This is a genomic window from Roseibium sp. QJM3NY_11, from assembly GCF_056173175.1.
In genome coordinates this window covers 1,507,574-1,533,258 of the sequence record NZ_CM149660.1, presented here as the reverse complement: position 1 = coordinate 1,533,258, position 25,685 = coordinate 1,507,574, and the positions used below count along the sequence as shown (strand labels likewise).

Genomic DNA, 25,685 nt, shown 5'->3' with positions numbered 1-25,685 from the left:
GGACCTGTTGACAACGTAACCCGGCCGGATCAAAGTATCAATATACAAAACTAAGTTTCACATAATGGAACAACTAGGGAGGACACCATGCGTTCCATGCTGAAAACGTCCGGAGCGGTACTTGCCGTTCTGGCGGCGACCCTTGGCGGGGCATCCGCCGACGGCCTGACCGGCGATCTCAAGATTTTCCTGGACACATCGAACCCGGCGCCGCGCGCGACCATGGAAGAGATGATTGCCCAGTTCGGCGAGAAGAACCCGGAGCTGACCATCGAGACCACGGTGATCGACCGGGAAGCCTACAAGACCCAGATCCGCAACTTCCTGACCGCCAACGCGCCGGATGTCGCCACCTGGTACGCGGCCAACCGCATGCGTCCCTACGTGGAAGCAGGTCTGTTCGAGGATGTCTCCGACTTGTGGGACGGCACGGAACTCGGCGAGAACCTGGCCTCCACCAAGGGCGCGATGACCATCGACGGCAAGCAGTGGGGCGTGCCCTACACCTACTATCAGTGGGGCGTCTACTACCGGAAGGACATCTTCGACGAGCTGGGCCTCACCGAGCCGGCGACCTGGGAAGAGGAAAAGGCCAACTGCCAGAAGATCCTCGACGCCGGCAAGAAGTGCTACACCATCGGCACCAAGTTCCTTTGGACCGCCGGCGGCTGGTTCGACTACATGAACATGCGCACCAACGGCTTCGACTTCCACATGGACCTGCTCACCGGCAAGGCCTCCTGGCAGTCGGATGAAGTCCGCAAGACCTTCGCCAACTGGCGTGAGCTCATCGACATGGGCGCCTTCATCGACAACCACCAGACCTACTCCTGGCAGGAAGCCCTGCCGTTCATGGTCAAGGGCGATGCGGCCGCTTACCTTATGGGCAACTTCGCCGTCGCGCCGCTGCGCGATGCGGGCCTCACCGACGACCAGATCGATTTCTACCAGTTCGTGGAAATCACGCCCGGCGTCGAAAAGGCGGAAGACGCGCCGACCGACACGTTCCACATTCCGGCCAACGCGACCAACAAGGAAAACGCCCGCGAGTTCCTGAAATTCATGGCCTCGGCGGACGTGCAGACCTGGATCAACGACGGCAAGCATCTCGGCCAGCTGCCGGTCAATGCCAAGTCGTCCGTGGACAACGACAAGTTCCTCGAGCAGGGCTTCGAAATGCTGTCCACGAATTCTCCGGGCGGCGTTGCCCAGTTCTTCGATCGTGACGCCCCGGCCGAAATGGCCAAGGTTGCCATGGAAGGCCTGCAGGAGTTCATGGTCAAGCCGGACAATCTGGACAAGATCCTGGCCCGCCTCGACCGCACCCGCGAGCGCATCAACAAATAGGCCCAGTCGGCCGGAACGGGACAGGGAGCCTCCGCGCCCTGTCCCTGCCCTTTTGTCCTCCGGTGCCCGAACGAGGCCTCCCGACCCAACACGAGTTCCAAAATGGCCCAAGCGTCCGTCAGCGACGACCCCCGGAATTTCGGGCAAAGACCCCGGCACAGTTCCTGGTGGCATCGCAATCAGCAGCAGTTGACACCCTGGCTGTTCCTGGCGCCCGGGATCCTGTTCTTCCTGTTCTACGTGATCTTTCCGATCTTCCAGTCGTTCAACCTGTCGCTCTACCAATGGGACGGGCTGGGCACGGCCGAATTTGTCGGTCTCACCAACTACGAGGAACTCTACTGGGACGACGCGTTCTACACCTCGCTCAAGAACAACGTCATCTGGCTGCTGCTCTACCTGCTTGCCGTGCCCGCCGGACTGTTCATCGCCCTGTTCCTGAATCAGACGGTGACCGGCATCCGGCTGTACAAGTCGCTGTTCTTCTTCCCCTTCGTGATTTCGCAGGTGGTTGTCGGCCTCGTGTTCACCTGGTTCTACGATCCCACCTTCGGCATCCTCAACGTTCTGCTCGGCGCGCTCGGCCTGCCGGCGATCAGCGTCCTGGGCGACGAGAACTGGGTCACTGTCGGCATCATCGTCGCCGGCCTGTGGCCGCAGACCGCCTATTGCATGATCCTGTATCTGACGGGCCTCAATGCCGTCGATCCCGAGCAGATCGAGGCCGGACGCCTCGACGGCGCCAAGAGCTGGCGCATGCTCTGGTACATCATCGTGCCGCAGCTTCGCCCCGCCACCTTCATCGCCTTCGTCGTGACCATCATTGGTGCGCTGCGCTCCTTCGACCTGATCTCCATCATGACCAACGGCGGCCCCTATGGCGCCAGCCGGGTGCTCAGTTTCTACATGTTCGAGGTGGCGCTTTCCGAATACGGCTTCCGCATGGGCTATGGCGCCGCCATCGCCGTGGTGCTGTTCCTGATCATGCTGGCCTTCATCGCCTACTTCCTGTGGTCGATGTTCAAGGAAGAGCGCGCTCGATGACAGGCCGGGACCTCGTTAACGACATATGTGCCCGGTTTCCCGGTGCGGAGCTCTCCGACCCCTGGGGAGGCGGACACGACGCCTGGAAGATCGGCGGAAAGATGTTCGCCTGCATCGGCTCCCTCGGCGATGGCGTCTCCGTGAAGTGCCGCGACGTCGAGACAGCGGCCATGCTGATCGACGCGGGCATTGCCCGGCGCGCGCCTTACTTTCACAAGAGCTGGGTCAGGCTGGACTGGGACACTCCGGAGGACGAGATGCGCCATCGTCTCGAAATGTCCTACGACCTCATTCGATCCTCATTGACAAAAAAGCTGCAGGCCAGCCTCACAGCGAGACAGGAGGCTTAAGATGTTTCCGACACCCATCGAACGCACATCGCGTGCCTGGCAGATCAGCTACCAGACCCTGCTGCCGCTGGCGCTGATCCTGTGGCTGCTGCCCTTGATCGCGGTTGCAATCTTCTCCATCAAGCCGGATTCCGATTTCGCCAACGCCAACTACTGGGGCTGGCCGTCCTCCTTCCAGGGCTTCGCCAACTACGCGCTGGTCTTCACCGGCTCGGACATGCCGTACTACCTGCTGAACTCGTTCAAGATCACCATCCCGACGGTGATCGGCGCTGTCGCCCTGTCCTGCATGACCGGCTTCGCCCTCGGCATCTACAAGTTCAGGGCCAATATCTGGATCTTCTTCATGTTCGTGGCCGGCAACTTCGTGCCGTTCCAGATCCTGATGGTGCCGGTCCGTGATCTGACCTTGCAGATGGGCCTCTACAACACCATCACCGGACTGGTGCTGTTCCACATCGCCTTCCAGACCGGGTTCTGCACCCTGTTCATGCGCAATTTCATCCGTGCGCTGCCCTTCGAGCTGATCGAGGCGGCGCGGGTCGAGGGCATCGCCGAATGGCGGATCTTCTGGTTTGTCGTGCTGCCGCTGATGAAACCGGCCATCGCCGCCCTGTCCGTGCTGATCTTCACCTTCATCTGGAACGACTATTTCTGGGCCGTGGTGCTGACCCAGGGTGTCGAGAGCCAGCCGGTGACCGCCGGCATCACCTCCTTCAACGCCCAGTACCGCGCCGCCTATCACCTGATGAGCGCCGGCTCCCTCGTCGCGGCGCTGCCCCCGGTCGCCATGTTCTTCCTGATGCAGAAACACTTCATCGCCGGCCTGACACTCGGGGCGGTGAAGTGATCAGGACCTGGTGCCTCAACGACGCTCACCAGAGCCTGGTCCTCGCCAGCTTCGGCGGCGGCCTGCCCGAAGTCGTCTACTGGGGCGCCGCACTGCCAGCGGGCGAGAATCTGGAGACCCTCACCAAAGCCTCCGTCGCGGACGTGACCGGAGGCATGATCGACCGGAACGCCCCGCTCAGCCTCTGCCCGGAAGCCTCGAACACCTTTCCGGGACAGACCGGCCTGAGCGCGAAAACGCGGGACGGCCAGGTCCTGTCGCCCTCCTTCCGCTTCGCCAGTGAAGCCGCTCCCAAGCACGGTCTGATGCTGGAATTCGCCGACAAGGCTCTCGGTCTGACCCTGATCTTCGACCTGACGCTGACGCCGGACACCTCCCTGTTCAAATTGCAGACCTGCCTTGAGAGCTCCGATGTCATCCAGGTCGACTGGCTGGCCGCGCCGGTTCTGCTGGTTCCCGCGCACACCGATGAAATGATCGAATTTTCCGGCCGCTGGTGCGCGGAGTTCCTGACACAGCGGCTGGCTTTCGCCCCCGGAGCGCGGCTGCGCGACAACCGCACCGGCCGCACCGACCATGCCCATTTTCCCGGACTGATCGCCTGCAACGGCCGAACATCCAACACGCAAGGCGAGGCCTTCGCCTTTCACTATGGCTGGTCGGGCGGGCATCGCTCGGTGGCCGAGGAACTGGCCGACGGCCGCCGCCAGGTCCAGTTCGGCCATGCGTCCGGATCGCTCGCGGCGGGACGTCATTTTGCCAGCGCGCCGCTCTATGCCACCTGGTCGGGCTCGGGCCTCAACGGCGCGGCGGTCCGTTTCCAGCGGCACCTGCGCGAGCACATCGTCACGGGTTCCAGGTCGCCGCGTCCGGTGCACTACAATTGCTGGGAAGCCGTCTATTTCGATCACAAGCTCGACGACCTCAAGGCCATCGCCACCCGGGCAGCGGACCTGGGCGCGGAACGCTTCGTTCTGGACGACGGCTGGTTCGGACGCCGCGACGACGATACCACTTCTCTGGGCGACTGGATCGTCGATGCCCGCAAATACCCCGACGGCCTGAGCCCGCTGATCGACCATGTCAGGGCGCTCGGCCTGGAATTCGGTATCTGGTTCGAGCCGGAAATGGTCAACGAGGACAGCGATCTTTACCGGGCGCATCCGGACTGGGTGCTCGGCCCGGCCGACCAGATCCGCGGCCGCCAGCAACTCGTGCTCGACATGGCACGCGAGGATGTGCGCGACTACCTCTTCGACCACATCGCCGCGCTCCTGCGGGACAACGCCATCGGCTACATCAAGTGGGACCACAATAGGGTGCTGCCCGTTGTCGAGGCGGCCCAGACCGAGGGGCTCTACGCGCTGCTGGACAGGCTCCGCGAAGCATTTCCGGACGTGGAGATCGAAAGCTGCTCGTCCGGTGGCGGGCGCATCGACTTCGGCATTCTGGAGCGCACCCAGCGGGTCTGGCTTTCCGACAGCAACGACGCCCTGGAACGCCAGCGTATCCAGCATGACGCCGCCCTGTTCCTGCCGTCTTCCGTCACCGGCTCCCATGTCGGGCCTCGCCATTGTCACACCTCCGGGCGCACACTGGACATCGCCTTGCGCGCCTGGACCGCCGCCCAGCGGCACATGGGCTTCGAGATGGATCCGCGCGAACTTGGCGACGACGAAGCGGCAACGCTGCGCAAGGTGACGGACTGGTGGAAGAACAACCGCGACTGGATGATGCACGCCGACATCCTGCGCCTCGACAGCCCGGATCCGGCGGTCATCGCGGAACAGCAGCTTGCCGAAGACGGCAGCCGGTTCGCGGTCTTCGCCGCCCAGACCCGGACGTTCCGATCAGATCCTGCCCCGCGCCCTGCGATTGACGGGACTGGATCCGTCTGCAACCTACCGGATTGCACTTGCAAACCGGGATGACGCGCCACGCCTGTCGCGCGGGGCGCCGCTCCTGAAAGACGGCCCTCTCGAGGCCAGCGGGCAATATCTCATGTCCCACGGTCTCACCCTTCCCTGGCGGTTCCCGGAAACGGTCTGGGTGCTGGAAGGCCGGAAGCTCTGAGCGCACCGCGCTCGCACACCCCACGGCGCGGCGTTGCCGCAGCCACATGAAAGAGGACCGTCCATGTACGCGAATTTTCCGGATCTCAAAGACACGTCGGTCTTCATCACCGGCGGCGGTTCCGGCATCGGCGCCGCCCTCACTGACGGCTTTCTGGCCCAGGGGGCCAGAGTCGCCTTCGTTCAGCGCTCCGACGCGTCCGCCTTCTGCGACGACATGGAAGCAAAGCACGGCCGGCGACCGCTGTTCCTGCCCTGCGACATCACCGACATGACCGCGCTCAAGGCAGCCATCGACGCGGCGGCCGAGGCCCATGGAGCCGTTGCGGTGCTGGTCAACAACGCCGCCAACGACAAGCGCCACAAGACCGAGGAGGTCGATGAGGCTTTCTGGGACTGGTCCCAGGCCATCAACCTGAAGGCCTATTTCTTCGCCTGCCAGCACGTGATCGCCGGCATGCGCGCCGCAGGCGGCGGCTCGATCATCAACTTCTCTTCCATCTCCTACATGATGGGCAATGCCGGTTATCCGGCCTACACCACGGCCAATTCCGGCATCAACGGCATGACACGCAGCCTTGCGCGCGAATTCGGCCCCGACAACATCCGCGTCAACGCGCTCGCGCCGGGCTGGGTCCTGACCCAGAAGCAAAAGGACATGTGGGTGACGCCGGAAGGGCTCGCCGTCCATATCGACCGGCAGTGCCTGAAGAGCGAGCTGGCACCCGAGGACATGGTCGACCCGGTTCTGTTCCTTGCCTCCAGGGCCAGCAGGGCAATGACCGGTCAGGCGCTCGTGGTCGACGGCGGTGTCGTGGTGACGGGATGACCGACGCCGGCGGAACCGCCTGGATCGCGGCGGACTGGGGCACCACCAATCTGCGGGTCTGGGCCCTGGACAGCCAAGGCGGCACGCGCGCCCATCGGCACTCGGCCAAAGGCATGGGAACGCTTGAGCGGGAAGACTTTGAGGCGGCACTTCTGGAATTGATCGGCGATCTGCTGCCACAGGGGACACCCACCCCGGTGATCGTCTGCGGCATGGCCGGATCCCGTCAGGGCTGGGCGGAGGCCCCCTATGTGGCGGCCCCCTGCACGCCGCCGTCCCTGGAAAACTCGACCCCGGTCGCGACCGGCGACGCGAGGCTCGACGTGCATATCCTGCCTGGCATCAAGCAGCTTGACCCGGCGGATGTCATGCGCGGCGAAGAAACCCAGATAGCCGGTTTCCTGGCTGAAGAGCCGGACTTCAACGGCCTGCTGTGCCTGCCGGGCACCCATACCAAATGGGCTATCCTGGAGAAGGGCCGCCTCATCTCGTTTCGAACCTGCATCACCGGTGAGTTGTTCGCGCTCCTGTCCGAACGGTCCGTTCTGAGCCACGGTCTGTCGGACCGGGACATGGACATGACCGCCTTCCGGCAGGCGGTCGAAAGAGGTGCCCTGGAACCTGAACAGCTCCTGTCGGATCTCTTCGGCATACGGGCGGCGGGCCTCATTGCCGGGCTGAGCCCGGAGGCCGCCAGGGGACGCCTGTCCGGATTGCTGATTGGAGCGGACCTTGCCGCGGTGCGCGCGGACCTGACCGATCAGCCCGTTGCGATCCTTGGCAATGGCGGTCTCGCCGAAACCTATCGCGCCGCCCTGTCATGCCTCGGCCGCCAGGCCCGTCTGCTCGACGCGGATGCATTGACGCTGCGCGGGCTTGCGCTCGCCTATTCTTCCCATGCAAAGGTATCTTCATGAGCCGCAACCTGATTGCCATCCTGAGGGGCCTGACCCCGGACGAGGCGCTGCCCGTCACCGAATGCCTGATCGACGCCGGCATCACGCGCATCGAGGTCCCGCTCAATTCGCCGGACCCGTTCACGAGCATCGCGGCGATGTCCTCGGCCTTCTCGGATCGGGCACAAATTGGCGCGGGCACCGTTCTGGAACCCGGGCAGGTGGCAAGTGTCAAGAAAGCGGGCGGCACGCTGGTCGTGTCGCCCGACTGCAACCCGGAGGTCATCCGGGCCACCAAGACCGCCGGCATGGCGTCCTTTCCGGGTGTCATGACCCCGACCGAGAGTTTCGCCGCCCTGCGCGCCGGCGCGGACGGCCTCAAGTTCTTTCCCGCCTCCCTGATCGGACCGGCTGGCCTGAAAGCCATGCTCGCGGTCCTGCCGAATGGCACCGGGACCTATGCGGTCGGTGGTGCCGGTCCGGACAATTTCGCGGACTGGATCCAGGCCGGCGTCACCGGTTTCGGCATCGGCACCGCGCTCTACAAACCCGGTTTCACGGTCGCCGAAGTCAGCCGGCGGGCGCAGGACATCGTCGCCGCCTACGATGCGGCGGTTGCGAACAGCAGGTGAAGGTCATGAGCACAGTTTTCGACGACCGCACATGCCGGCTGGGAGAAGGTCCGTTGTGGCATCCCGAACGCCGGCAGCTCTTCTGGTTCGATATTCTGAACCGCCGTCTGCTCAGCCGGGCCAACGGCACGCCCCGCACCTGGCAATTCGGTGAATATGTCTCCGCCGCCGGCTGGGTGAGCCGGACCGAACTCCTGATCGCCAGCCAGAGCAGGCTGTTCCTGTTCGACCTGGAGACGGAAGTCTCCTCCAAGGTCTGCGATCTGGAGGCGGACGATGCGGTCACGCGGTCCAATGACGGCCGCGCCGATCCAAAAGGCGGCTTCTGGATCGGCACCATGGGCATCAACGCCGAAAAGGCCGCGGGCGCCATCTACCGCTTTCACAAGGGCGAGCTGCGCAGGCTTTTTGGCGGTGTGACCATCTCCAATGCCATCTGTTTTTCACCCGATGGCCGGACCGCCTATTTCGCCGACACGGCCACGCAGGTCATTCAAAAGGTGGCGCTCGACCCCGACGGCTGGCCCAGCGGCGCGCCGGAGACCTTCGTTGACCTCGCCGCCGGGGATCTCAATCCCGACGGCGCCGTGGTCGACAGCGACGGGTACCTCTGGAACGCCCAATGGGGCGCCGGCCGCGTCGCGCGCTACGCCCCGGACGGCCGTTTCGTCGAAGAGATCAAACTGCCGGCAAGCCAGATCACCTGCCCGGCCTTCGGCGGAGACGATCTGAAAACCCTGTTCGCGACCTCCGCCGCAGAGGGACTGTCGGGTGCGGTCGACGGCAAGACCTGGCTCAGTGAAGCAGCCGTGCGTGGACAAGTCGAACACCGGGTGGTTCTGTGATCCGCGCCCGGAAGGCCTGACACAGGAACGACCAACCACACCCGACCGGCTCCTGCATCCCTGCCGGCGCGGGCACACCATCAGAATTCATGGCGGCAGCTTTCGGCCCGGACAAGCCCGCCCGTGAACCAGCGAGCGGAACTCATGAAACGCACACTCGGCACCTGCTATTACCCGGAACACTGGCCGCAGGAAATCTGGGAGGCCGATGCCCGGCGCATGGTGGAAACGGGACTGACCTGGGTCCGCATCGGCGAATTCGCCTGGTCGCGGCTGGAACCCTCCCCGGAAGATCTGCAGTTCGACTGGCTCGACCGGGCGATCGAAACCCTCGGCCAGGCCGGCCTCAAGGTCGTGCTCTGCACCCCGACCGCCACGCCGCCGCGCTGGATGATCGACAGGCATCCGGACATGATCGCGGTGGAGTCCAGCGGCCAGCCGCGCAAGTTCGGATCCCGCCGGCATTACTGCTTTTCCCACCAGGGCTACCAGCGCGAGAGCGATCGCATCACATCGCTGATTGCCGAGCGGTACGGCGACAATCCGCATGTGGCCGCCTGGCAGACAGACAATGAATACGGCTGCCACGACACGACACTGTCCTATTCCCAAGCGGCCCGAAAGGCCTTCCGGACGTGGCTCGCCGACCGGTACCGCACCATCGACGCGCTCAACCGCGCCTGGGGCAACGTCTTCTGGTCGATGGACTACGCCTCCTTTGACCAGATCGACCTGCCCAACCTCACCGTGACGGAAGCAAACCCGTCGCACACACTGGCCTTCCGGCGTTTTTCCTCCGACCAGGTGGTGGCCTTCAACAGGCGGCAGGTCGATATCATCCGTGCACACTCGAATGCACCGGTCAGCCACAACTACATGGGCCGGGTCACCGATTTCGATCACTTCAGGGTCGGCGACGATCTCGACATCGCCACCTGGGACAGCTACCCGCTCGGATTTCTGGAAGACAGGGTCGGCGCAACCGACGCCCATAAGCGCGCCTTCACGCGACAGGGCGATCCGGATTTCCAGGCCTTCCACCACGATCTCTACCGGGCCGTCGGCAAAGGCCGCTGGTGGGTGATGGAACAGCAGCCCGGTCCGGTGAACTGGGCACCGTACAATCCCGCGCCTCTTCCCGGCATGATGCGGCTGTGGGCCTGGGAGGCCTATGCCCATGGCGCGGAGGCCGTGTGTTACTTCCGCTGGCGGCAGGCGCCGTTTGCCCAGGAGCAAATGCATGCCGGCATGCTGCGCCCCGACAATGCGGATGCACCTGCCCTGATCGAGGCGCGTCAGGTCGCGGACGAACTGCGCGATGCGCCGGATGTCTCGGCACCGCAAGCGCTTGTCGCCCTGATCTTCGACTATGACGCCGATTTTGCCTGGACCACCCAGCCGCACGGCAAGGACCTGAGCTACTTCCAGCTCGTCTTCGACACCTACAGGGCCCTGCGCAAACTTGGCCTGTCCGTCGACATCCTGCGCGGTGAGACACGGGACTTTTCCGGCTACAAGATCATTGCCGCACCAGGCCTCGTCTACATGCCACAGGACCTGAAAAACGAGCTGGCCGAAGCAGATGCGCATGTTGTTCTGGGACCGCGCACGGCAGCGCGCAACGCCGACATGGTGATCCCGGTGCCGCTGCCGCCGGACATGCCGGGGCTGGAAGTGACGGTTTCGCGCGTGGAAAGCCTGCGTCCCGACATGCCGATGCCGCTGAAGGGCGGCGGTGCCTTCACGGGGTACCGCGAGGAACTGGAGGGCGCCGCCGACATCGTGCTTGAGCTCGATGACGGCCAGCCCGCAGCCCTGCGCTCCGGCCACCTGACCTATGTCGGCGGATGTCCCGACGCCATTGCCCTGAAGCGGATGTATTCAGACCTCTGCCGCGCCGCCGGCATCGCAACGGTGGACCTTGAAGACGGCGTGCGCTGCCGGGACACGGGCGGGCTCAGGATCTGGACCAACTACGGCGCCGAAGCGGCGGACACGCCTGCCGGCCGGATCGAGGGAGCCGGGGTTCTGTTTGAGAAGACGTGAGCTGATTGCCAGCCAAGCCGTCCGGCCAACCGGCCTCGGCCCGACGCGGGACCGGTACGCCTCGAACGACGCACGGCTTGTCCGGATCCGGCTGCCCCATCGCCGGGACGGACGGATGAGACGCCTTGGGCGGGCAGCGCCCCTCAGGTGGCCTCGTTGTCGACCAGTTGCCGGATGATCGCCGCGTAGTTCTCGGCGCCCTGCGCGCCTGTGATCAGGTGGCGCCGCTCGAAGACGACGGCGGGAACGCCCTGGATACCGTTCTCGGTCCAGAAGCCCTGCTCCTCGCGCACGGCCTCGGCAAAACGGGCGTCCTGAAGAACCTGGATGGCTTCCTGCCGGTCCAGCCCGACGGCCCCCGCGATGTCGGCGAGAACCTCTATGTTGCTGACATCCCTGCCGTCTTTGAAATAGGCGTCGAACAGCGCCATTTTCAGCGGGTGCTCCAGGCCCTCCGGCCCGGCCCAGTGCAGCAGTTGATGCGCCTTGAAGGTGTTGACCATGCGCATGTCGTCGGTGAACCTGAAATCGATCCCGAGCCCGGCCCCCAGTCCGGTCAGACGCTCGCGCGCTTCCCGGGACTGCTCCGCAGTCGAGCCGTATTTGCGCATGATGTGCGCGCGCAGGTTCTCGCCGTCTTCCGGCATGTCCGGATTGAGTTCGAACGGATGCCACTTGATTGCGGCGGATACGCCCGTATCCGCGATCGCCTGTTCAAGCTGCTTGAACCCGACGATGCACCAGGGGCAGACAACATCGGAGACGATGTCGATTTGCAACACCTCGTCCATGTCGAGGTCGGTGATGTCCGTCATGGTTTTCCTTTCCGTTTCACAGGGACGCATCGCCTTTGGGCGGCGGGTTCCAGCCCCGGTCCGCGCCCGTGTGCCGGTTGTTGCCGCGGTCGACCCGCATGATTTCCTTCAGCGTTTCGGAGTGTGCCCGCATTGCGTCGATATAGGAATTGTCGACACCGCCGTCATTGAAATTTTCGCGCAGCGCGTCCAGCATCGCAACATCGTGATTGCGGAACTCCCGTGCCCTGACGCGTGCGTGGAAGGGATGGTGCCCCAATTCGACAAAGGCCCGCCGCCCGAGCGCCAGCGCCCCCTCGAAGATTTCCCGTTCCGCATGATGCGCCCCGACATTTTCCAGTTCGTAGACATGGTGGCGATCCCTGGCCCGGGCAAGGATCTTCACATTGGGATAGGTTCTGGCAACGTGCTCGACCATCTGCGTCTGCTTGTCCCGGTCATCGATCGCGGCGATGAACAGATCCGCCTCTTCCAGCCCGGTGGCGTGCAGAAGGTTCGGCCGGGTGGCATCGCCGAAGAAGGTGCGGATACCGATCCGGCTGAGATTTTCGATGGTCTGGGGCTCGTGGTCCAGAATGACCACTTCATAGCCGCTGGTCAAAAGCATGCGCGAGACGATCTGGCCGAACCGTCCCATGCCCGCGACCACCACCCGGCCCCGGCTGTCGATCGTGTCAGGCTGGCGGTCCGACTGTGCCACGACGCGCGGTGCCACAACCTTCTCATGGAAGATGAACAACGCAGGCGTCAGCAGCATCGAGATCGCAACGATCAGGGTCATGGTCTGCAGGAGGCCTTGTTCCAGGACACCGCTGCCGCTTGCGATGCCGAACAGCACGAAGGCGAATTCGCCGGCCTGGGCAAGGCCCAGCGCGAACAGCCAACGATCCGCGCCCTGCAGGCGGAACAGCGTCCCCAGCGCGAACAGCACCGCGAACTTGACCGTCATCAACCCGATGACCAGTCCCAAAATCATGAGCGGTGCGCCGAACAGAAGCTCGAAATCGATCCCGGCGCCAACCGTCAGGAAGAAGAGGCCGAGCAGCAATCCCTTGAAAGGCTCGATGTCGGCCTCCAGCTCATGACGGTATTCGCTGTCCGAGAGGACCACGCCGGCAAGAAATGTTCCCAGCGCCGGCGACAGCCCGACGAAATCCATCAACAGGGCGATGCCGATGACCAGCAGCAGCGCCGTCGCAGTAAAGATCTCCCGCAGGCGCGCTTCCGCGATGAAGCGGAAGACCGGGCGCAACAGGTGCCGCCCCGCAATGATGATGGCCGCGATAACCACCAGGATCACCAGCGCCTGGGCCCAACCCGGCAACGCTGCCAGGGCTTCGCCGCCATGACCGGCGCTCTCACCATTCCCCGCACTGGTCCCCGAACCGTCAATGCCGTCGTGACTGACCCCGATTGCAAGCAGCGGCAGCACCGCCAACATGGGAATGACCGCAATGTCCTGGGTCAGCAGGACGGAAAACGAACTTTGCCCGCCCCGCGTCTTGAGCCAGCTTTTTTCGTTGAGCGTCTGCAGGACGATCGCCGTCGACGACAGGGCCAGTATCATGCCGAGTGCCAGCGCGGACTGCCAGGCAAGTCCGAAGGCAATCCCGATCCCGGCAAACACCGCTGTGGTGACGGTGACCTGCAGGCCACCGAGCCCGATCAACTGTTGCCGCATTTTCCAGAGCATCGCGGGCTGCAGTTCAAGCCCGACCAGAAACAGCATCATGACCACACCGAATTCGGCGAAATGCTGAACCTCGGTCGTCTCCGAACCGACGATGCCGATGAGGGGACCGATCACCACGCCTGCAATAAGATATCCGAGCACCGACCCGAGGCCGAGACGATTGGCGACCGGAACCGCGATGACCGCGGCGCAGAGATAGACAAAGGCTTCGTTGAGCAGCCCCATCAGTGCATCTCCCCACTGGTGATACAGGCGTCCAGAACATCGTTCAGAACGGCGGCGGCGGCGGCCTTGTCCAGATCGAACCGGTCGGCGACCAGCGCCTTGAGCAGGTCGTCATAGGCCTTGCGGTGCTCCTGGAGCCGGTCTTCCTCCAGCGCGCGGCCGGCGCCGAAGAGAGCGAAGGGCGCCAGATAGCGCATGCCGCACAGGTCGGCGGTTTTTTCGAACGGTGCCAGCAGGCTGCGCAGCTCGGCCCGGTTCACGCCGGTCTGCGAATAGTCCGCCGGCCTGGCCCCTGTCGAGACCGCGTTCAGCAGGACCTTTCCCTGCAGGGCCGTCCCGTGAAGGCCATAGGCAAACCCGTGTTCCAGAACGAGATCCTGCCATTCCTTGAGGAGCGCAGGGGCGGAATACCAGTAAAGCGGATGCTGGAAGATGATCACGTCATGCGCCATCAGGCGCCCCTGCTCCCGGTCGATATTGATATCGAAATCCGGGTACTCGCCGTAGAGATCGACCGCGGTCACCCCCTCCACGTTTCGCGCGATTTCATACAGGGGCCGATTGACTTCCGACCGGTCGGGCCGTGGATGCGTGAAGAGAACAAGAACTTCGGCCAAGGGATCCCCCCCGTAGGCTGTGCAGGTCACGAACCGGATGTTCCTCTCAGGGTTTATAGAGATCAACAGGGCATCTTGAAAGCCATCGAAGGCAGCCGGCTTTCCTGCCGGCCGCGTCTTGTGGACGATCCAGGTTCCGGCTTTCAGGAGACGGTGACACGCCGATCGGTTTCACCGGCTTCGGCAATGGCGGTTGCCAGCGACACCAGATGACAGCCGAGATCGCCCTGCGCGCCCAGGCCGGCATCGGCCCTTGTCGCCGCCATGTCCAGATCAGGTCCGGGTCGGCCTGATAGTCCTCGTCGACCATGCCGCGGAAATGCACGATCCGGCCGATGGCGCCCTCCGCTATCAGCTTGCGCGCGTGGGCAATGGCCGGGTTGTGCAGGTAACTGTAGCCGACGATGGTTTTCGCCCGGTCTGTTCAGCCTCTTTCAGCATGTCGCGGGCATCGTCCAGTGTCAGCACCATCGGCTTTTCCAGATGCACATGCTTGCCGGCGGACAGCGCCGCCTTGCCGGCCGGCACATCGCACAGCACTTCCAGTCTCGGAGCCGGCACGTCGCCGAAGACAGCTTTCACCGGCCATAGGCAAGGGCATGGCACTTGCCGATGAAACCGGTGCCGATCAATCCAATGCCGGGACGTGTCATCTGGCTGGTCCTCCCAAGTCGTCCCGAACCTGCAATGACCACGACAACGGATCCGCCATCAGATTTCATCCATGCCGACGGCGCGGCGCTCGGCGACCGACTTCAGAGCGGCCTCGGCAAGCGCCAGCGCCTTCAGGCCGTCCTCCCCGGACGGCGAAGGCACCCTGCCGTTTTCGACAGCATCAATGAAGGCCGCGATCTCGGCTGCGTAGGCATCGAGGTAGCGGGTCATGAAGAAGTCGTGCAGCGGCGGGCGCGTATAGCCATCCTGTGTTGCCAGTTCGATCGATACCGGCCGCAGGTTTTCAGCGGCAACCGCACCGGTGGAACCATGCACTTCGACACGCTGGTCATAGCCGTAAGTCGCGCGGCGCGAGTTTGAAATGGAGCACTGCTTGCCCGATCCCGTGGTCAGCACAACAATGGCGCTGTCATAGTCGCCGAGCTTGCCGATCTCCGGATCGACCAGAACGGAGCCCGTGGCATAGACGGTCGTGATTTCTTCGCCGAGCAGAAACCGCGCCATGTCGAAGTCATGAATGGTCATGTCCCGGAAAATACCGCCGGACGTCTCAATGTAGGACGGCGGCGGCGCGCCCGGATCGCGGGACGTGATCTGCACCATCTCGACATCGCCGATCCGGCCCGCGTCGATGGCATCGCGCACCGCCTTGAAATGCGGATCAAACCGCCGGTTGAAGCCGATCATCAGGAGTGCGCCCAGATCCTCGATCGTCTTCAGGCAGCTCTTCACCCGGTCCAGGGACAGATCGATGGGCTTTTCGCAGAACACCGCCTTGCCGGCGCGCGCGCACTGCTCGATCAGATCCGCATGGGTCGTTGTCGGTGTGCAGATCACCACGGCGTCGACGTCCTCGGACACCGCGATCTCGTCGATCGACCTGACGCTGGCACCATAGCCTGCGGCGAGACTTTCGGCGGCCTCAGGAAAAGCGTCCGCTACCGCGACAAGGGTCGCCCCCTCCGAAGCGGAAACCGCCCTGGCATGTACCTTGCCGATACGTCCGGCGCCCAGCAGCGCAACCTTGATAGCCATGTTTTCCTCCCGGAGGGTGAAGCCACGCATCCTCGGGATCGCGGCTTGCAAAATTAGAATAAAAATTCCAAAATCACTTTAAACGGAATGTGTCAAGCTGAAAAAGAAGAAACGGATGACGGAGACAGATCAGGGCCCCGCAGTCGCAGCCTCACCGCCCGAGACGATCGATGCCTTTTTCGAGCGCCTGGGCAGCACGGCGGAGACCATGCCCAAGCGCCTGAAACAGTTCGCAGACTTCATTGCGACCAACCCGGATCGTATCCCCGTTTCGACCGTGGCGGAACTCGCCGAAGGTGCGGACGTGCAGCCCTCGGCGGTCATGCGGTTTTGCCAGGAGATGGGTTTCTCCGGCTACTCCCAGATGCAGAAACTGTTCCGGTCCGATTATTCCCAGAAATGGCCGGATTACGCCACCCGTCTGGCGAAACTTCGCGATCACGGAACGGAATCCCCCTCCGCGTTGCTTGCCGAGTTTGTCGAGGTCGGCCGGTCCTCGCTGGAAAATCTGCTGACAACGGTGGATCCGGCCGCGCTGCAACAGGCGGTCGATGTGCTCGCCCGGGCCGAGACCATTCACATGATCGGCTTCCGCCGCGCTTTTCCGGTCACCTCATATCTCGCCTATGCCTTTGAAAAGATGGATATTCCTGCAGTTCTTCATTCCGGGCTCGCCAACATCAACATGGAACATCTGATACGCCCGAACGATGCGGTGATCGCGGTGACCTTCGCGCCCTACTCGCAGAGAACCATCGCCATGGCCACCCAGGCGCGCATCAACGGGGCGGACATCGTCGCCATTACCGATGTGGTGACCAGTCCACTGGCCCGGCTGACAGCGATCCAGCTTCTGGTCTCCGAACTGGATGTCGGTGCCTTCCGGGCCCTGTCCGCAAGCCTGTCGCTCGCCATTGCCCTGGCCGTGTCCGTCGGCGCGCAGCGCAATCGAATTTGACGACTTTGAAAAAAATCTGTTGCACAAAAATAAAAATGGAATTTAAATTCCAAAAAATTGCTACGAGCGCTCAAAGCCACCGACGACTCACGAGTGAGCGGGCAGCAACAATGCGCCCGCGGCCCGTGGCGATATCAAGGCCGAAGAACTGCAGGACATGATGGCCGGTGGCCAGGATCTGGCCGCACTGGAAGGCTCCCTGGGCGGCACCGTCTGACCGGCTGTCTTGACTCTGGCTCGCCGGGCCGTGTCGCGCTCGCTTGAATTCAGGCAACCACCTGTTACGCATTTGCGCTGCAAATGCTGCCCCGGGCGACTTCCTGAAACCATGAAACCGCTTGAACGCGATACGCCCTAATACGGACGGAATGTGTACATGAAGAAACTCGATGTCATCACCATCGGCCGGTCTTCGGTCGATCTTTACGGCGCCCAGGTGGGCGGCCGCCTGGAGGACATGGCATCCTTCAACAAGTATATCGGCGGCTCGCCCACCAACATGGCCACCGGGACCGCCCGGCTCGGCCTGAAATCCGGCCTGATCACCCGTGTCGGCAACGAACACATGGGCCGCTTCATCCGGGAGGAACTGGAGCGGCACGGGGTCGACACCCGGGGCGTGGTCACCGACCCGGACAGGCTGACGGCGCTTGTGCTGCTCGGCATTCGTGATCAGGAACAGTTCCCGCTGATCTTCTACCGGGAAAACTGCGCCGACATGGCCCTGAGCGAAGACGACATCGACCCGGCCTTCATCGCCTCGGCGAAAGCCGTGGTTGCCACCGGCACGCATCTGAGCCATCCGCAGACCGAAGCCGCCGTTCTCAAGGCGCTCGACATCGCCCGTCAAAACGGGTCGAGAACCGCGCTCGACATCGACTACCGGCCCAATCTTTGGGGCCTGTCGGGCCATGGCGACGGCGAGAACCGGTTCATCGCCTCCGACAAGGTCACCGCGAAGCTGCAGGCGAGCCTGCATCTGTTCGACCTCATCGTCGGCACGGAAGAAGAATTCCATATTGCCGGCGGCACCACAGATACCCTTCAGGCGCTCCGGAACGTACGCGCTGTTTCGGATGCAACGCTGGTCTGCAAACGCGGCCCGATGGGCGCCGTCGCCTTCGAGGCCGGCATCCCGGACAGTCTCGACGCGGGCGTCTCGGGCCCCGGCTTTCCGATAGAGGTGTTCAACGTGCTTGGCGCCGGCGACGGTTTCATGTCTGGCCTCCTGAAAGGCTGGATCACCGGCGAAGACTGGGTGACCGCCCTGACCTACGCCAATGCCTGCGGCGCCTTCGCCGTGTCGCGCCACGGCTGCACGCCGGCCTATCCGAGCTGGGAGGAGCTGCAGTTCTTCCTGAAACGCGGCGTCCGGAACAGGGCGCTCCGCAAGGATCCGGAGCTGGAACAGATCCACTGGTCCACAAACCGGCACCGGACCCATGGAGGTGACTGGTCGACGATGCGGGTGTTCGCCTTCGATCATCGCATCCAGCTCGAGCAGATAGCCGACGAAGCCGGCGTCCCTCATGAGCGGGTCGGCGCGTTCAAGAACCTGTGTCTCGACGCGGCCCTGAGCGTTTCAGGGGGGCAGCCCGGTTACGGCATTCTGTGCGACAGCCGTCTTGGCCGCGAGGCCCTTTATCAGGCCGCCGGAACCGGCCTCTGGATCGGACATCCGGTTGAGTGGCCCGCCTCCCGGCCGCTCACCCTGGAGCCCGAGATCGGACCGGATTTCGGCGGCCTGGCCGAATGGCCCGCGGAGCATGTCGTCAAGGTGCTGTGCTTCTACCACCCCGATGACACCGCTGCGATGAAGGCGGAGCAGGAAGACGTTCTCAAGCGTCTGTTTGCCGTCTGCCGCCGCAACCGGCTGGAAATGCTGCTGGAGGTCATCCCCTCCAAGGTCGGCGCGGTCGACGACGACACGACCGCACACATCATCAGGCGCATGTATGATATCGGCATCTATCCGGACTGGTGGAAGCTGGAACCGTTGACCACGAGAGCAGCCTGGGCAAACGCCTGCGAAGCCATCACATCAAACGATCCGCACACACGCGGCATCGTCGTGCTCGGGCTGGATGCTCCGGAAGACCAGCTCGCCGAGAGTTTTGCGCAAGCCGCACATTTCAGCCTGGTCAAGGGGTTTGCGGTTGGCCGCACGATCTTCGCCGATGCCGCCCGCAACTGGCTTGCCGGGCGCATCTCGAACGAAGACGCCGTTGCAGACATGACCCGCCGCTTCGAACGGCTGTGCCGTATCTGGGACGATGCCCGCGCACAAACACGTCTCAACTCAGCTCAAGGACAGCAGCAATGAGCACGATCCGCCTCACGGCCGCCCAGGCCATGGTCCGCTATCTGGCCGCGCAGATGACAGAAGACGGCGACCGCTTCATTGACGGCGTCTGGGCCATTTTCGGCCACGGCAATGTCGCCGGTCTCGGCGAAGCGCTGGAACGGGCCGGCAACGCCCTGCCGACCTGGCGCGGCCAGAACGAACAGACCATGGCGCATACGGCCATCGCCTACGCCAAGGCGAAGAAACGGACCCGCGCCATGGCGGTGACCTCATCCATCGGCCCCGGCGCGACCAATATGGTCACCGCCGCCGCACTCGCCCATGTCAACCGCCTGCCGGTACTGCTCATTCCCGGCGATGCCTTTGCGGGCCGTGCGCCGGATCCCGTGCTTCAACAGGTCGAGGATTTCGGCGACGGCACCGTCACGGTCAACGACTGCTTCCGCCCGGTGAGCCGCTATTTTGACCGCATCAGCCGTCCGGAACACCTTCTGACCGCCCTTCCCCGAGCCTTCCAGGTGATGACCGACCCGGCCGATTGCGGCCCCGTCACCCTGTCTTTCTGCCAGGACACCCAGGCGGAAGCCTTCGATTATCCGGAAAGCTTCTTCGAACCGAAGGTCTGGCGCATCCGCCGTCCGGAACCCGACACCCGGGAAGTCGCCGATATCACGGCTCTGATCAGGGCGGCGCAATCGCCCGTGATCGTGTGCGGCGGCGGGGTGATCTATTCGCAGGCGGAACAGACCCTGGCCGATTTCGCTGTCCGCCACGGCGTTCCGGTGATCGAGACCCAGGCGGGCAAATCGGCGCTCGCCCAGTCCCATCCGATGAATTTCGGAGCAGCCGGCGTCGACGGCGCCGAAAGCGCCAACACACTTGCCGGGGCGGCGGATCTGGTGATCGGCGTCGGCACACGCTTCCAGGATTTCACCACCGGATCCTGGTCGCTCTTCAGTCACCCCGGCCGCAAGCTGGTGTCGATCAACGTCCAGAGCTACGACGCCGGCAAACACGGCGCCATCGGACTTGTCGGCGACGCGAAGGCCTCCCTGGAAAAGATCTCCGCGGCCCTTGGCGACCACAAGGCCCCGGCCTTCGATGCAAAGCTGCGGAGCGACTGGCTGGCAAAGGTCGATGCCCATTGCAGCGCGCGGACCGATGTTCCAGACGGTTATCTGCCGCTCGATGCCGAGGTCATCGGCGCGGTCCAGCGGACCGCGTCGGACAACACCATTGCCATGTGCGCGGCCGGCACGATGCCGGGTGCCCTGAAACTGCTGTGGCAGGCGCCCCAGGGCGGCTATCACATGGAATACGGCTTTTCCTGCATGGGCTACGAGATCGCCGGCGCCATCGGCCTGAAACTCGCCCGGCCGGAGCGGGATGTCGTCTGCTTCGTCGGCGACGGCTCTTACATGATGGCCAATTCCGAACTCGCGACCGCCGTCATGCGGCGGGTTCCGTTCACCGTCGTCCTGACAGACAATCGCGGCTTCGGCTGCATCAACCGGCTGCAGATGGGCACCGGAGGAGAGCAGTTCAACAATCTCTACAAGGACTGCAACGTCGAGGCCCAGCCCGAGATCGATTTCGTCGCTCATGCCGCGTCCATGGGCGCCCATGCGGTCAAGGCCAAGGACATCGCCGACCTTGAAGCCCGGATCAGCGCGGCGCGCGACCGGCCAATTCCCACCGTCATCGTTATCGACACCGACCCCATGCACGGGCCGGGCGAAGCCGGAGGCGGCAGCTGGTGGGATGTGGCGGTGCCGGAAGTCTCCGAACGCGCCGACGTCAACAAGGCCCGCAAGAAGTACGAGGCGGCGCTGAAACACCAGAACCTCGTGGATTGACCGTGCCGGGTTCAATGGACTTTATTGCTCCGGAATTTTCCCAGGGCCTCATCCCGTGAAAGGCCGTCCCGATGGACCGGCCGCGTAGTCCCTGACGCCCGGCCTCATCCCGGGACAGCGCGAACGCGCTTCCCCGGGATGAGGCCGGGTTCAGAATTCAATCAAACCAGACGTTCCCAAATACGTTGCAGGATACCAGCCATGATCCTTTACGGCACCAACCCGATTGCCTGGGCCAATGACGACGACCAGACGCTCGGCGCGCATATCCCCACGGAGCAGATCCTGACGGAGGCTTCGGAAATCGGCTTCGACGGCATCGAGAACGGCCACCGCTGGCCGAACGATCCCGAAGACCTGAAGCAGCTTCTCGGCAGCCATGGTCTGAAGTTCATTTCCGGCTGGTATTCCCTGAACCTGCTTGCACACTCCGTCGAGGCGGAAAAGCTGGCGATCCAGCCGCACCTGGACAAGCTGAAGCACAATGGCTGCAAGGTCTGCATTGCCTGCGAAACCTCCAACAGCATTCAGGGGTCGGCCGACGACATCAACACAAGCCCGGTGCTCACCGCCGAAGAGATGACTGCCTTTGGTGCGAAGGTCGAGGAGATCGCCGCCTTCTGCGCGGCGCAGGGCATCGATCTGGTCTATCACCACCACATGGGGACCGTGGTCGAAACGCCCCGGGACATTGATGCCTTCATGACCGCGACCGGACCGGCGACCAGTCTGTTGTTCGATGCGGGGCACTGCTATTTCGGCGCCAGGGGCGGCGACCCGGCCCCGGTTCTTCAAAGACATGCCGGCCGTGTTCGCCACTTCCACGCAAAAAACGTGCGCCCGGCGGTCATGAAGGAAATCCGGGACACCGGAAAGTCGTTCATGGACGGCGTGCGGGCCGGCGTCTTCACGGTGCCGGGGGACGAAGAAGGCGGTGTTGATTTCGGGCCCTTGCTGGAGATCCTCAGGGAAACGGGCTATCAGGGCTGGATCGTCATCGAAGCCGAACAGGACCCGGAAGTCCGCAATCCTTTCCAGTACCAGAGTCTGGGATTGAAAACCCTGAAAGAGATCGCAAGAAAGGTGACTTTGACATGAGCGACCTTCTCCGCAAACCGGCCGGAACCAGCGGCAAGGTTCACGATATCACCATCGACAGTGCGAAGGGGCCGAAGTCGCCCGGCTGGGGCTATGTCGGCTTCGGACTGTATCGGCTGAAGGCGGGTGAAACCGTTGGTGAGGACACGGGCGATCTCGAGGTCATTCTGGTGATGATCGAGGGCAAGGCGAAGATCTCGGCCGCCGGCGAGGATTTCGGCGAGCAGGGCGAACGCATGACCGTGTTTGAAAAACTGCCGCCGCACAGCGTCTATGTACCCAACGCCACCCGCTGGTCGGCAACGGCGACCACCGACTGCACCATCGGCGTCTGCACCGCCCCGGGCACCGGCGGCCACAAGGCCCGCGTCCTGCCGGTTCCCGAGCAGGTGACACGCGGCAAGGGCGCCAACACCCGCTACATCTATCCGATCGCCATGGAAGAAACGGATGTCGCCGACAGCCTGCTGGTCACCGAAGTGTTCACGCCATCGGGCAACTGGTCGTCCTATCCGCCGCACCGGCACGACGAGGACAACTATCCGCAGATGACCTACCTGGAAGAGACTTATTATCACCGTCTCGACCCGGATCAGGGCTATGGCCATCAGCGGGTGTTCACCGAGGATGGCACGCTGGATGAAACCGTTTCCTTCAGCAGCCACGACGTGGTGCTCGTGCCCAAGGGGCACCACCCCTGCGGCGTGCCCTACGGCTATGACATGTACTACATGAACGTCATGGCCGGTCCATTGCGCAAGTGGCGCTTCCAGAACCACCCGGACCACGACTGGATCGCCCAGCGCGATTCCTGACGAAAAAAAGGCGCCCGAAGCGCCTTTTTCCTGTCTTTGTCCTGCTGCCGGTCAGGCAGCGATCAGAATGTGGTTTTCCGCCAGATTCTCGGTGAACTTGATACCGCAGCCCTGGTCTGTCTGGCGCACCACGATGCCGGGCAGATTGGTGCCGTCGTACAGCCTGATCGTCAGCTGGTCTCCAGTGGCCAGGCCCGACATGTTCTGGATCTGCGCACCCGTCGTGCTCACATCCACCAGCATGGCCTTGTGCGGTCTGCCGTCCGGCGTCAGGATGGTGACATCTTCGGAGATGATTTTGCGCTGCGCACTCCGCCTGTCTTCCACGTCATGAGTGACTCCTTGCAGGAACTTCTCCACTTCCTCCGTAAGGGTCGCGCTGGCTGCAGAGACCAGGTCGGACGCGCTGTTCACCGATCCGACTTCCGCTGAAGTCTGCTGCACCGCGCCGGAAACCGTGGAGATGCTCGTCGCGGCATTCCCCGTGCTGTCGCTCGCCGATTTCGCGGACCGGGCGATCTCCTGGTTTGCGGAGCGCTGCTCCTCGATCGCGCCGGCGACGGAGCTTGTCAGTTCCTTGATCTCCGAGACCTTGTTCGCGATATGGTCGATCGATCCGGCCGCATCCTTCACCGAAGTCTGAATTCCGGAAATCCGGCCGGAAATCTCGTCGGTCGCCTTGGATGTCTGCTCGGCGAGCTGCTTGACTTCCGAGGCCACGACAGCAAACCCCTTGCCGGCATCGCCGGCCCGCGCCGCCTCGATGGTGGCGTTCAGAGCGAGAAGGTTGGTCTGTTCCGCGATATCGCGGATCAGATTGACGACACTGCCGATATGTTCGGCGGCATCAGACAGGGTCTTCACGTCCTGATTGGTGGTTTCCGCCGCCTGAACGGCCTCCGCGACGATCTTCGCTGTGGATTCGGTCTGGTTTGCGATTTCCTGAACGGTGGCCGTCATTTCCTCTGTTGCGGCAGCAACAGCGGCGACATTCTCCGAAGCGCTGACGGCCGCACTGCCGGCCTGCCCCGCTTCGATGCTGGCATTGCCGGCGATTTCTTCCAGCGTTGTCGCGGCCCCGCGCATCAGGTTCATCTGATCGGACACCGTCGAAAGCCGTTCGGACATGGTCATCTTGAAATCCGCGATCAGGGTTTCCATGTAGCCCTGCCGCTGACGCTCCTTGTCCCGCTCTATCCTGGCGCCTTCCTCCAGTTGGTTGCGCTGAATGGCGTTTTCCTTGAACACGGCGACGGTCTGGAACATATCGCCGATTTCATCCCCGCGCGCTCCGCCGTCGACATCGACATTGGTATCGCCCGTGGCAAGGCGCTTCATGGAGTCGACAAGTCCGTTGATCGGAACCGTGATGGTTCTGGCAACGAACACGCCGACGACGGCAGCGATTCCAAGCAGCACGAGCCCCGTGATCAGCATGCGGTTCCTGATGTCGACAACCGCCTGGAATGCTTCCGCATAGGACTGCGAGGCCACGATGGCGAACGTGCTGCCGTGATAGTCAAACTTGGCAGCCTCGACATCCAGTTTTTCGGTCCCGTTCAAAGTGTCGTACCCGAATGCCAACCCATCTTCGAAAGCCTTGTCGATCACCGGGCTGTCGAGTTTCGTTACCAGAATATCGGTCTGGCCGGCGATCTTCCCGGAATTGTTCCGCATCAGGCGGTCTTCGCCGATCAGTGCCAGCTCACCTGTTTCACCCAGGCCGCGCACATGGCTCATCATCTCGTTGATCACATCGACGGGCATCTGGAACGCCAGAACACCATAGGTCTTGTCTTTCATGCGTATCGGATGGGCGACGAAGCTCGCCGGGGCGTCGGCACTCGGGCCATAGGGGGCGAAATCCTCGAAGGCCACATCGTCATGAGAAGTGATCGCCATTGCCTTCCGGTACACTTCACCCAGGTCGGTATTGGCCCATTTCCCGCCGCCCGCACTGAAATTGGTGGCATAGTCCAGTTCCTTGAACACCGAATAGATCAGGTTGCCTTCCGTATCGAACAGAAAGACATCGTAGTAACCGCTGTCCTGCTGCATTTTCCGGAACCAGGGATGGTATAGGGCATGAACATCATCGTATGCCGAACCGGTTTCGCTGCGGTCAAGCAGGTGCTTTTCACCGATCGGATGTGGGTTGTCGGTGATATAGGCAGCCTGAAGCGCGGCCTCGGGTTCCTCCCCGGAGGAACCGATCGCGTCCCAGGCAGCCGAGAATTCCTTGACAGCCACGACTGTGCCCGGGCTTTCCGCGGCCAGGATCAGTTCGCTTTCAATCGTGTGCAGATAGAAAAGTGTCTCCTCGACGCTGGTCGTCGCGGCGGTCTTCAATCGATCCCGTGTGAGCTGCTCGACGCCATCCACGGTTGTCAGGTAGCTGGAAAAACCGATCCCCACTCCCACGACGGCGGCAGCGCCGATCACAAGAGTAGGTATTTTCTTTGACAGGCGCATTTTTGAGAACATCTGATTCCGTCTTTCACGAAAGGGAACGGCAGGAGCCGACTTCGCGCAAAACTAGGCATCAGACGAAAATAAAATCTTAATTCAGCCAATAAGATCAACCGCTTAGTTAGTATTGACCATGACTTTTGAATACAACCTATCGTATTTATTGTTATCTATTACAATGGCGCTGAAGAAAGACCTTGCGCCATCATGCAT

23 protein-coding genes and 1 pseudogene are annotated in these 25,685 nt (G+C 63.0%); 17 read left to right on the top strand and 7 right to left on the bottom strand.

What is annotated here, in order from left to right; all coding sequences use genetic code 11:
* Positions 1–87 precede the first annotated feature (87 nt).
* From AC0VX3_RS06980 to AC0VX3_RS06930, 11 genes are all read left to right on the top strand, one after another.
* A complete protein-coding gene (locus tag AC0VX3_RS06980; RefSeq protein WP_475524093.1) occupies positions 88–1,347 on the top strand; it encodes an ABC transporter substrate-binding protein in 1,260 nt (419 codons plus the stop codon).
* 102 nt (positions 1,348–1,449) lie between these two features.
* The gene (locus AC0VX3_RS06975; RefSeq protein WP_475524092.1) at positions 1,450–2,391 is read left to right on the top strand and encodes a carbohydrate ABC transporter permease; all 942 of its coding nucleotides are present in this window, start codon (positions 1,450–1,452) and stop codon (positions 2,389–2,391) included.
* Positions 2,388–2,741, top strand: coding sequence for an MmcQ/YjbR family DNA-binding protein (locus tag AC0VX3_RS06970; protein ID WP_342892868.1), 354 nt, complete (start codon positions 2,388–2,390; stop codon positions 2,739–2,741). The genes AC0VX3_RS06975 and AC0VX3_RS06970 overlap by 4 nt, the downstream gene beginning before the upstream one ends.
* Before the next feature lies 1 nt (position 2,742).
* Positions 2,743–3,591: a carbohydrate ABC transporter permease gene (locus AC0VX3_RS06965; RefSeq protein WP_475524091.1), complete on the top strand. Its 849-nt coding sequence runs from the start codon at positions 2,743–2,745 to the stop codon at positions 3,589–3,591.
* Positions 3,588–5,522 carry an alpha-galactosidase gene (locus AC0VX3_RS06960; RefSeq protein ID WP_475524090.1) on the top strand — a complete coding sequence of 645 codons (1,935 nt, stop codon included), beginning with the start codon at positions 3,588–3,590 and terminating at the stop codon, positions 5,520–5,522. The genes AC0VX3_RS06965 and AC0VX3_RS06960 overlap by 4 nt, the downstream gene beginning before the upstream one ends.
* Positions 5,467–5,664, top strand: a complete 198-nt coding sequence (locus AC0VX3_RS06955; RefSeq protein WP_475524089.1) for a GH36 C-terminal domain-containing protein — start codon at positions 5,467–5,469, stop codon at positions 5,662–5,664. The genes AC0VX3_RS06960 and AC0VX3_RS06955 overlap by 56 nt, the downstream gene beginning before the upstream one ends.
* A 63-nt stretch (positions 5,665–5,727) precedes the next feature.
* A complete protein-coding gene (locus AC0VX3_RS06950; protein ID WP_475524088.1) occupies positions 5,728–6,492 on the top strand; it encodes an SDR family NAD(P)-dependent oxidoreductase in 765 nt (254 codons plus the stop codon).
* The gene (locus AC0VX3_RS06945; protein ID WP_475524087.1) at positions 6,489–7,409 is read left to right on the top strand and encodes a 2-dehydro-3-deoxygalactonokinase; all 921 of its coding nucleotides are present in this window, start codon (positions 6,489–6,491) and stop codon (positions 7,407–7,409) included. Before AC0VX3_RS06950 ends, AC0VX3_RS06945 begins: the two co-directional genes overlap by 4 nt.
* Entirely contained in the window at positions 7,406–8,020 is a 615-nt protein-coding gene (locus AC0VX3_RS06940) for a 2-dehydro-3-deoxy-6-phosphogalactonate aldolase (RefSeq protein ID WP_475524086.1), read from the top strand. The genes AC0VX3_RS06945 and AC0VX3_RS06940 overlap by 4 nt, the downstream gene beginning before the upstream one ends.
* Positions 8,021–8,025: 5 nt before the next feature.
* Positions 8,026–8,865: an SMP-30/gluconolactonase/LRE family protein gene (locus AC0VX3_RS06935; RefSeq protein WP_475524085.1), complete on the top strand. Its 840-nt coding sequence runs from the start codon at positions 8,026–8,028 to the stop codon at positions 8,863–8,865.
* A 144-nt stretch (positions 8,866–9,009) separates the two neighbouring features.
* Complete coding sequence (locus AC0VX3_RS06930) at positions 9,010–10,911, top strand: beta-galactosidase (RefSeq protein ID WP_475524084.1); 1,902 nt, start codon at positions 9,010–9,012, stop codon at positions 10,909–10,911.
* A gap of 143 nt (positions 10,912–11,054) precedes the next feature.
* On the opposite strand, the gene AC0VX3_RS06925 is transcribed toward AC0VX3_RS06930, so the two are convergent.
* From AC0VX3_RS06925 to iolG, 6 genes are all read right to left on the bottom strand, one after another.
* The gene (locus AC0VX3_RS06925; protein WP_475524083.1) at positions 11,055–11,726 is read right to left on the bottom strand and encodes a DsbA family oxidoreductase; all 672 of its coding nucleotides are present in this window, start codon (positions 11,724–11,726) and stop codon (positions 11,055–11,057) included.
* Positions 11,727–11,742: 16 nt separating this feature from the next.
* Complete coding sequence (locus AC0VX3_RS06920) at positions 11,743–13,644, bottom strand: monovalent cation:proton antiporter-2 (CPA2) family protein (RefSeq protein WP_475524082.1); 1,902 nt, start codon at positions 13,642–13,644, stop codon at positions 11,743–11,745.
* Positions 13,644–14,261 carry an NAD(P)H-dependent oxidoreductase gene (locus tag AC0VX3_RS06915; RefSeq protein WP_475524081.1) on the bottom strand — a complete coding sequence of 206 codons (618 nt, stop codon included), beginning with the start codon at positions 14,259–14,261 and terminating at the stop codon, positions 13,644–13,646. The genes AC0VX3_RS06920 and AC0VX3_RS06915 overlap by 1 nt, the downstream gene beginning before the upstream one ends.
* Positions 14,262–14,404: 143 nt before the next feature.
* Positions 14,405–14,527: a hypothetical protein gene (locus AC0VX3_RS06910; protein WP_475524080.1), complete on the bottom strand. Its 123-nt coding sequence runs from the start codon at positions 14,525–14,527 to the stop codon at positions 14,405–14,407.
* 85 nt (positions 14,528–14,612) lie between these two features.
* A complete protein-coding gene (locus AC0VX3_RS06905) occupies positions 14,613–14,843 on the bottom strand; it encodes a Gfo/Idh/MocA family oxidoreductase (protein WP_475524079.1) in 231 nt (76 codons plus the stop codon).
* A gap of 129 nt (positions 14,844–14,972) precedes the next feature.
* Complete coding sequence (gene iolG / locus AC0VX3_RS06900) at positions 14,973–15,971, bottom strand: inositol 2-dehydrogenase (protein ID WP_342892881.1); 999 nt, start codon at positions 15,969–15,971, stop codon at positions 14,973–14,975.
* 115 nt (positions 15,972–16,086) lie between these two features.
* On the opposite strand from iolG, the gene AC0VX3_RS06895 reads away from it, so the two are divergent.
* From AC0VX3_RS06895 to iolB, 6 genes and pseudogenes are all read left to right on the top strand, one after another.
* On the top strand, positions 16,087–16,929 hold the full coding sequence (locus AC0VX3_RS06895; RefSeq protein ID WP_475524078.1) for a MurR/RpiR family transcriptional regulator: 843 nt from the start codon (positions 16,087–16,089) through the stop codon (positions 16,927–16,929).
* 118 nt (positions 16,930–17,047) lie between these two features.
* A pseudogene (locus AC0VX3_RS06890) lies at positions 17,048–17,146 on the top strand (sugar ABC transporter ATP-binding protein); the annotation flags it as partial.
* Positions 17,147–17,305: 159 nt separating this feature from the next.
* Positions 17,306–19,252 carry a bifunctional 5-dehydro-2-deoxygluconokinase/5-dehydro-2-deoxyphosphogluconate aldolase gene (locus tag AC0VX3_RS06885; RefSeq protein ID WP_475524077.1) on the top strand — a complete coding sequence of 649 codons (1,947 nt, stop codon included), beginning with the start codon at positions 17,306–17,308 and terminating at the stop codon, positions 19,250–19,252.
* Positions 19,249–21,090, top strand: coding sequence for a 3D-(3,5/4)-trihydroxycyclohexane-1,2-dione acylhydrolase (decyclizing) (iolD, locus tag AC0VX3_RS06880; protein WP_475524076.1), 1,842 nt, complete (start codon positions 19,249–19,251; stop codon positions 21,088–21,090). The genes AC0VX3_RS06885 and iolD overlap by 4 nt, the downstream gene beginning before the upstream one ends.
* Positions 21,091–21,291: 201 nt before the next feature.
* Positions 21,292–22,188 carry a myo-inosose-2 dehydratase gene (gene iolE / locus AC0VX3_RS06875; protein ID WP_475524075.1) on the top strand — a complete coding sequence of 299 codons (897 nt, stop codon included), beginning with the start codon at positions 21,292–21,294 and terminating at the stop codon, positions 22,186–22,188.
* On the top strand, positions 22,185–23,003 hold the full coding sequence (gene iolB, locus AC0VX3_RS06870; RefSeq protein WP_475524074.1) for a 5-deoxy-glucuronate isomerase: 819 nt from the start codon (positions 22,185–22,187) through the stop codon (positions 23,001–23,003). The genes iolE and iolB overlap by 4 nt, the downstream gene beginning before the upstream one ends.
* Before the next feature lie 51 nt (positions 23,004–23,054).
* On the opposite strand, the gene AC0VX3_RS06865 is transcribed toward iolB, so the two are convergent.
* Positions 23,055–25,487, bottom strand: a complete 2,433-nt coding sequence (locus AC0VX3_RS06865; protein WP_475524073.1) for a methyl-accepting chemotaxis protein — start codon at positions 25,485–25,487, stop codon at positions 23,055–23,057.
* Positions 25,488–25,685 lie beyond the last annotated feature (198 nt).

Coding starts and splice junctions, on each gene's coding strand:
- iolB (WP_475524074.1), top strand. CDS start 22,185: ATGAGCGACCTTCTCCGCAAACCGGCCGGAACCAGCGGCAAGGTTCAC.
- iolE (WP_475524075.1), top strand. CDS start 21,292: ATGATCCTTTACGGCACCAACCCGATTGCCTGGGCCAATGACGACGAC.
- AC0VX3_RS06945 (WP_475524087.1), top strand. CDS start 6,489: ATGACCGACGCCGGCGGAACCGCCTGGATCGCGGCGGACTGGGGCACC.
- AC0VX3_RS06935 (WP_475524085.1), top strand. CDS start 8,026: ATGAGCACAGTTTTCGACGACCGCACATGCCGGCTGGGAGAAGGTCCG.
- AC0VX3_RS06970 (WP_342892868.1), top strand. CDS start 2,388: ATGACAGGCCGGGACCTCGTTAACGACATATGTGCCCGGTTTCCCGGT.
- AC0VX3_RS06965 (WP_475524091.1), top strand. CDS start 2,743: ATGTTTCCGACACCCATCGAACGCACATCGCGTGCCTGGCAGATCAGC.
- AC0VX3_RS06910 (WP_475524080.1), bottom strand. CDS start 14,527: ATGGCGGCGACAAGGGCCGATGCCGGCCTGGGCGCGCAGGGCGATCTC.
- iolG (WP_342892881.1), bottom strand. CDS start 15,971: ATGGCTATCAAGGTTGCGCTGCTGGGCGCCGGACGTATCGGCAAGGTA.
- iolD (WP_475524076.1), top strand. CDS start 19,249: ATGAGCACGATCCGCCTCACGGCCGCCCAGGCCATGGTCCGCTATCTG.
- AC0VX3_RS06920 (WP_475524082.1), bottom strand. CDS start 13,644: ATGGGGCTGCTCAACGAAGCCTTTGTCTATCTCTGCGCCGCGGTCATC.
- AC0VX3_RS06940 (WP_475524086.1), top strand. CDS start 7,406: ATGAGCCGCAACCTGATTGCCATCCTGAGGGGCCTGACCCCGGACGAG.
- AC0VX3_RS06885 (WP_475524077.1), top strand. CDS start 17,306: ATGAAGAAACTCGATGTCATCACCATCGGCCGGTCTTCGGTCGATCTT.
- AC0VX3_RS06895 (WP_475524078.1), top strand. CDS start 16,087: ATGACGGAGACAGATCAGGGCCCCGCAGTCGCAGCCTCACCGCCCGAG.
- AC0VX3_RS06925 (WP_475524083.1), bottom strand. CDS start 11,726: ATGACGGACATCACCGACCTCGACATGGACGAGGTGTTGCAAATCGAC.
- AC0VX3_RS06980 (WP_475524093.1), top strand. CDS start 88: ATGCGTTCCATGCTGAAAACGTCCGGAGCGGTACTTGCCGTTCTGGCG.
- AC0VX3_RS06975 (WP_475524092.1), top strand. CDS start 1,450: ATGGCCCAAGCGTCCGTCAGCGACGACCCCCGGAATTTCGGGCAAAGA.
- AC0VX3_RS06865 (WP_475524073.1), bottom strand. CDS start 25,487: ATGTTCTCAAAAATGCGCCTGTCAAAGAAAATACCTACTCTTGTGATC.
- AC0VX3_RS06930 (WP_475524084.1), top strand. CDS start 9,010: ATGAAACGCACACTCGGCACCTGCTATTACCCGGAACACTGGCCGCAG.
- AC0VX3_RS06950 (WP_475524088.1), top strand. CDS start 5,728: ATGTACGCGAATTTTCCGGATCTCAAAGACACGTCGGTCTTCATCACC.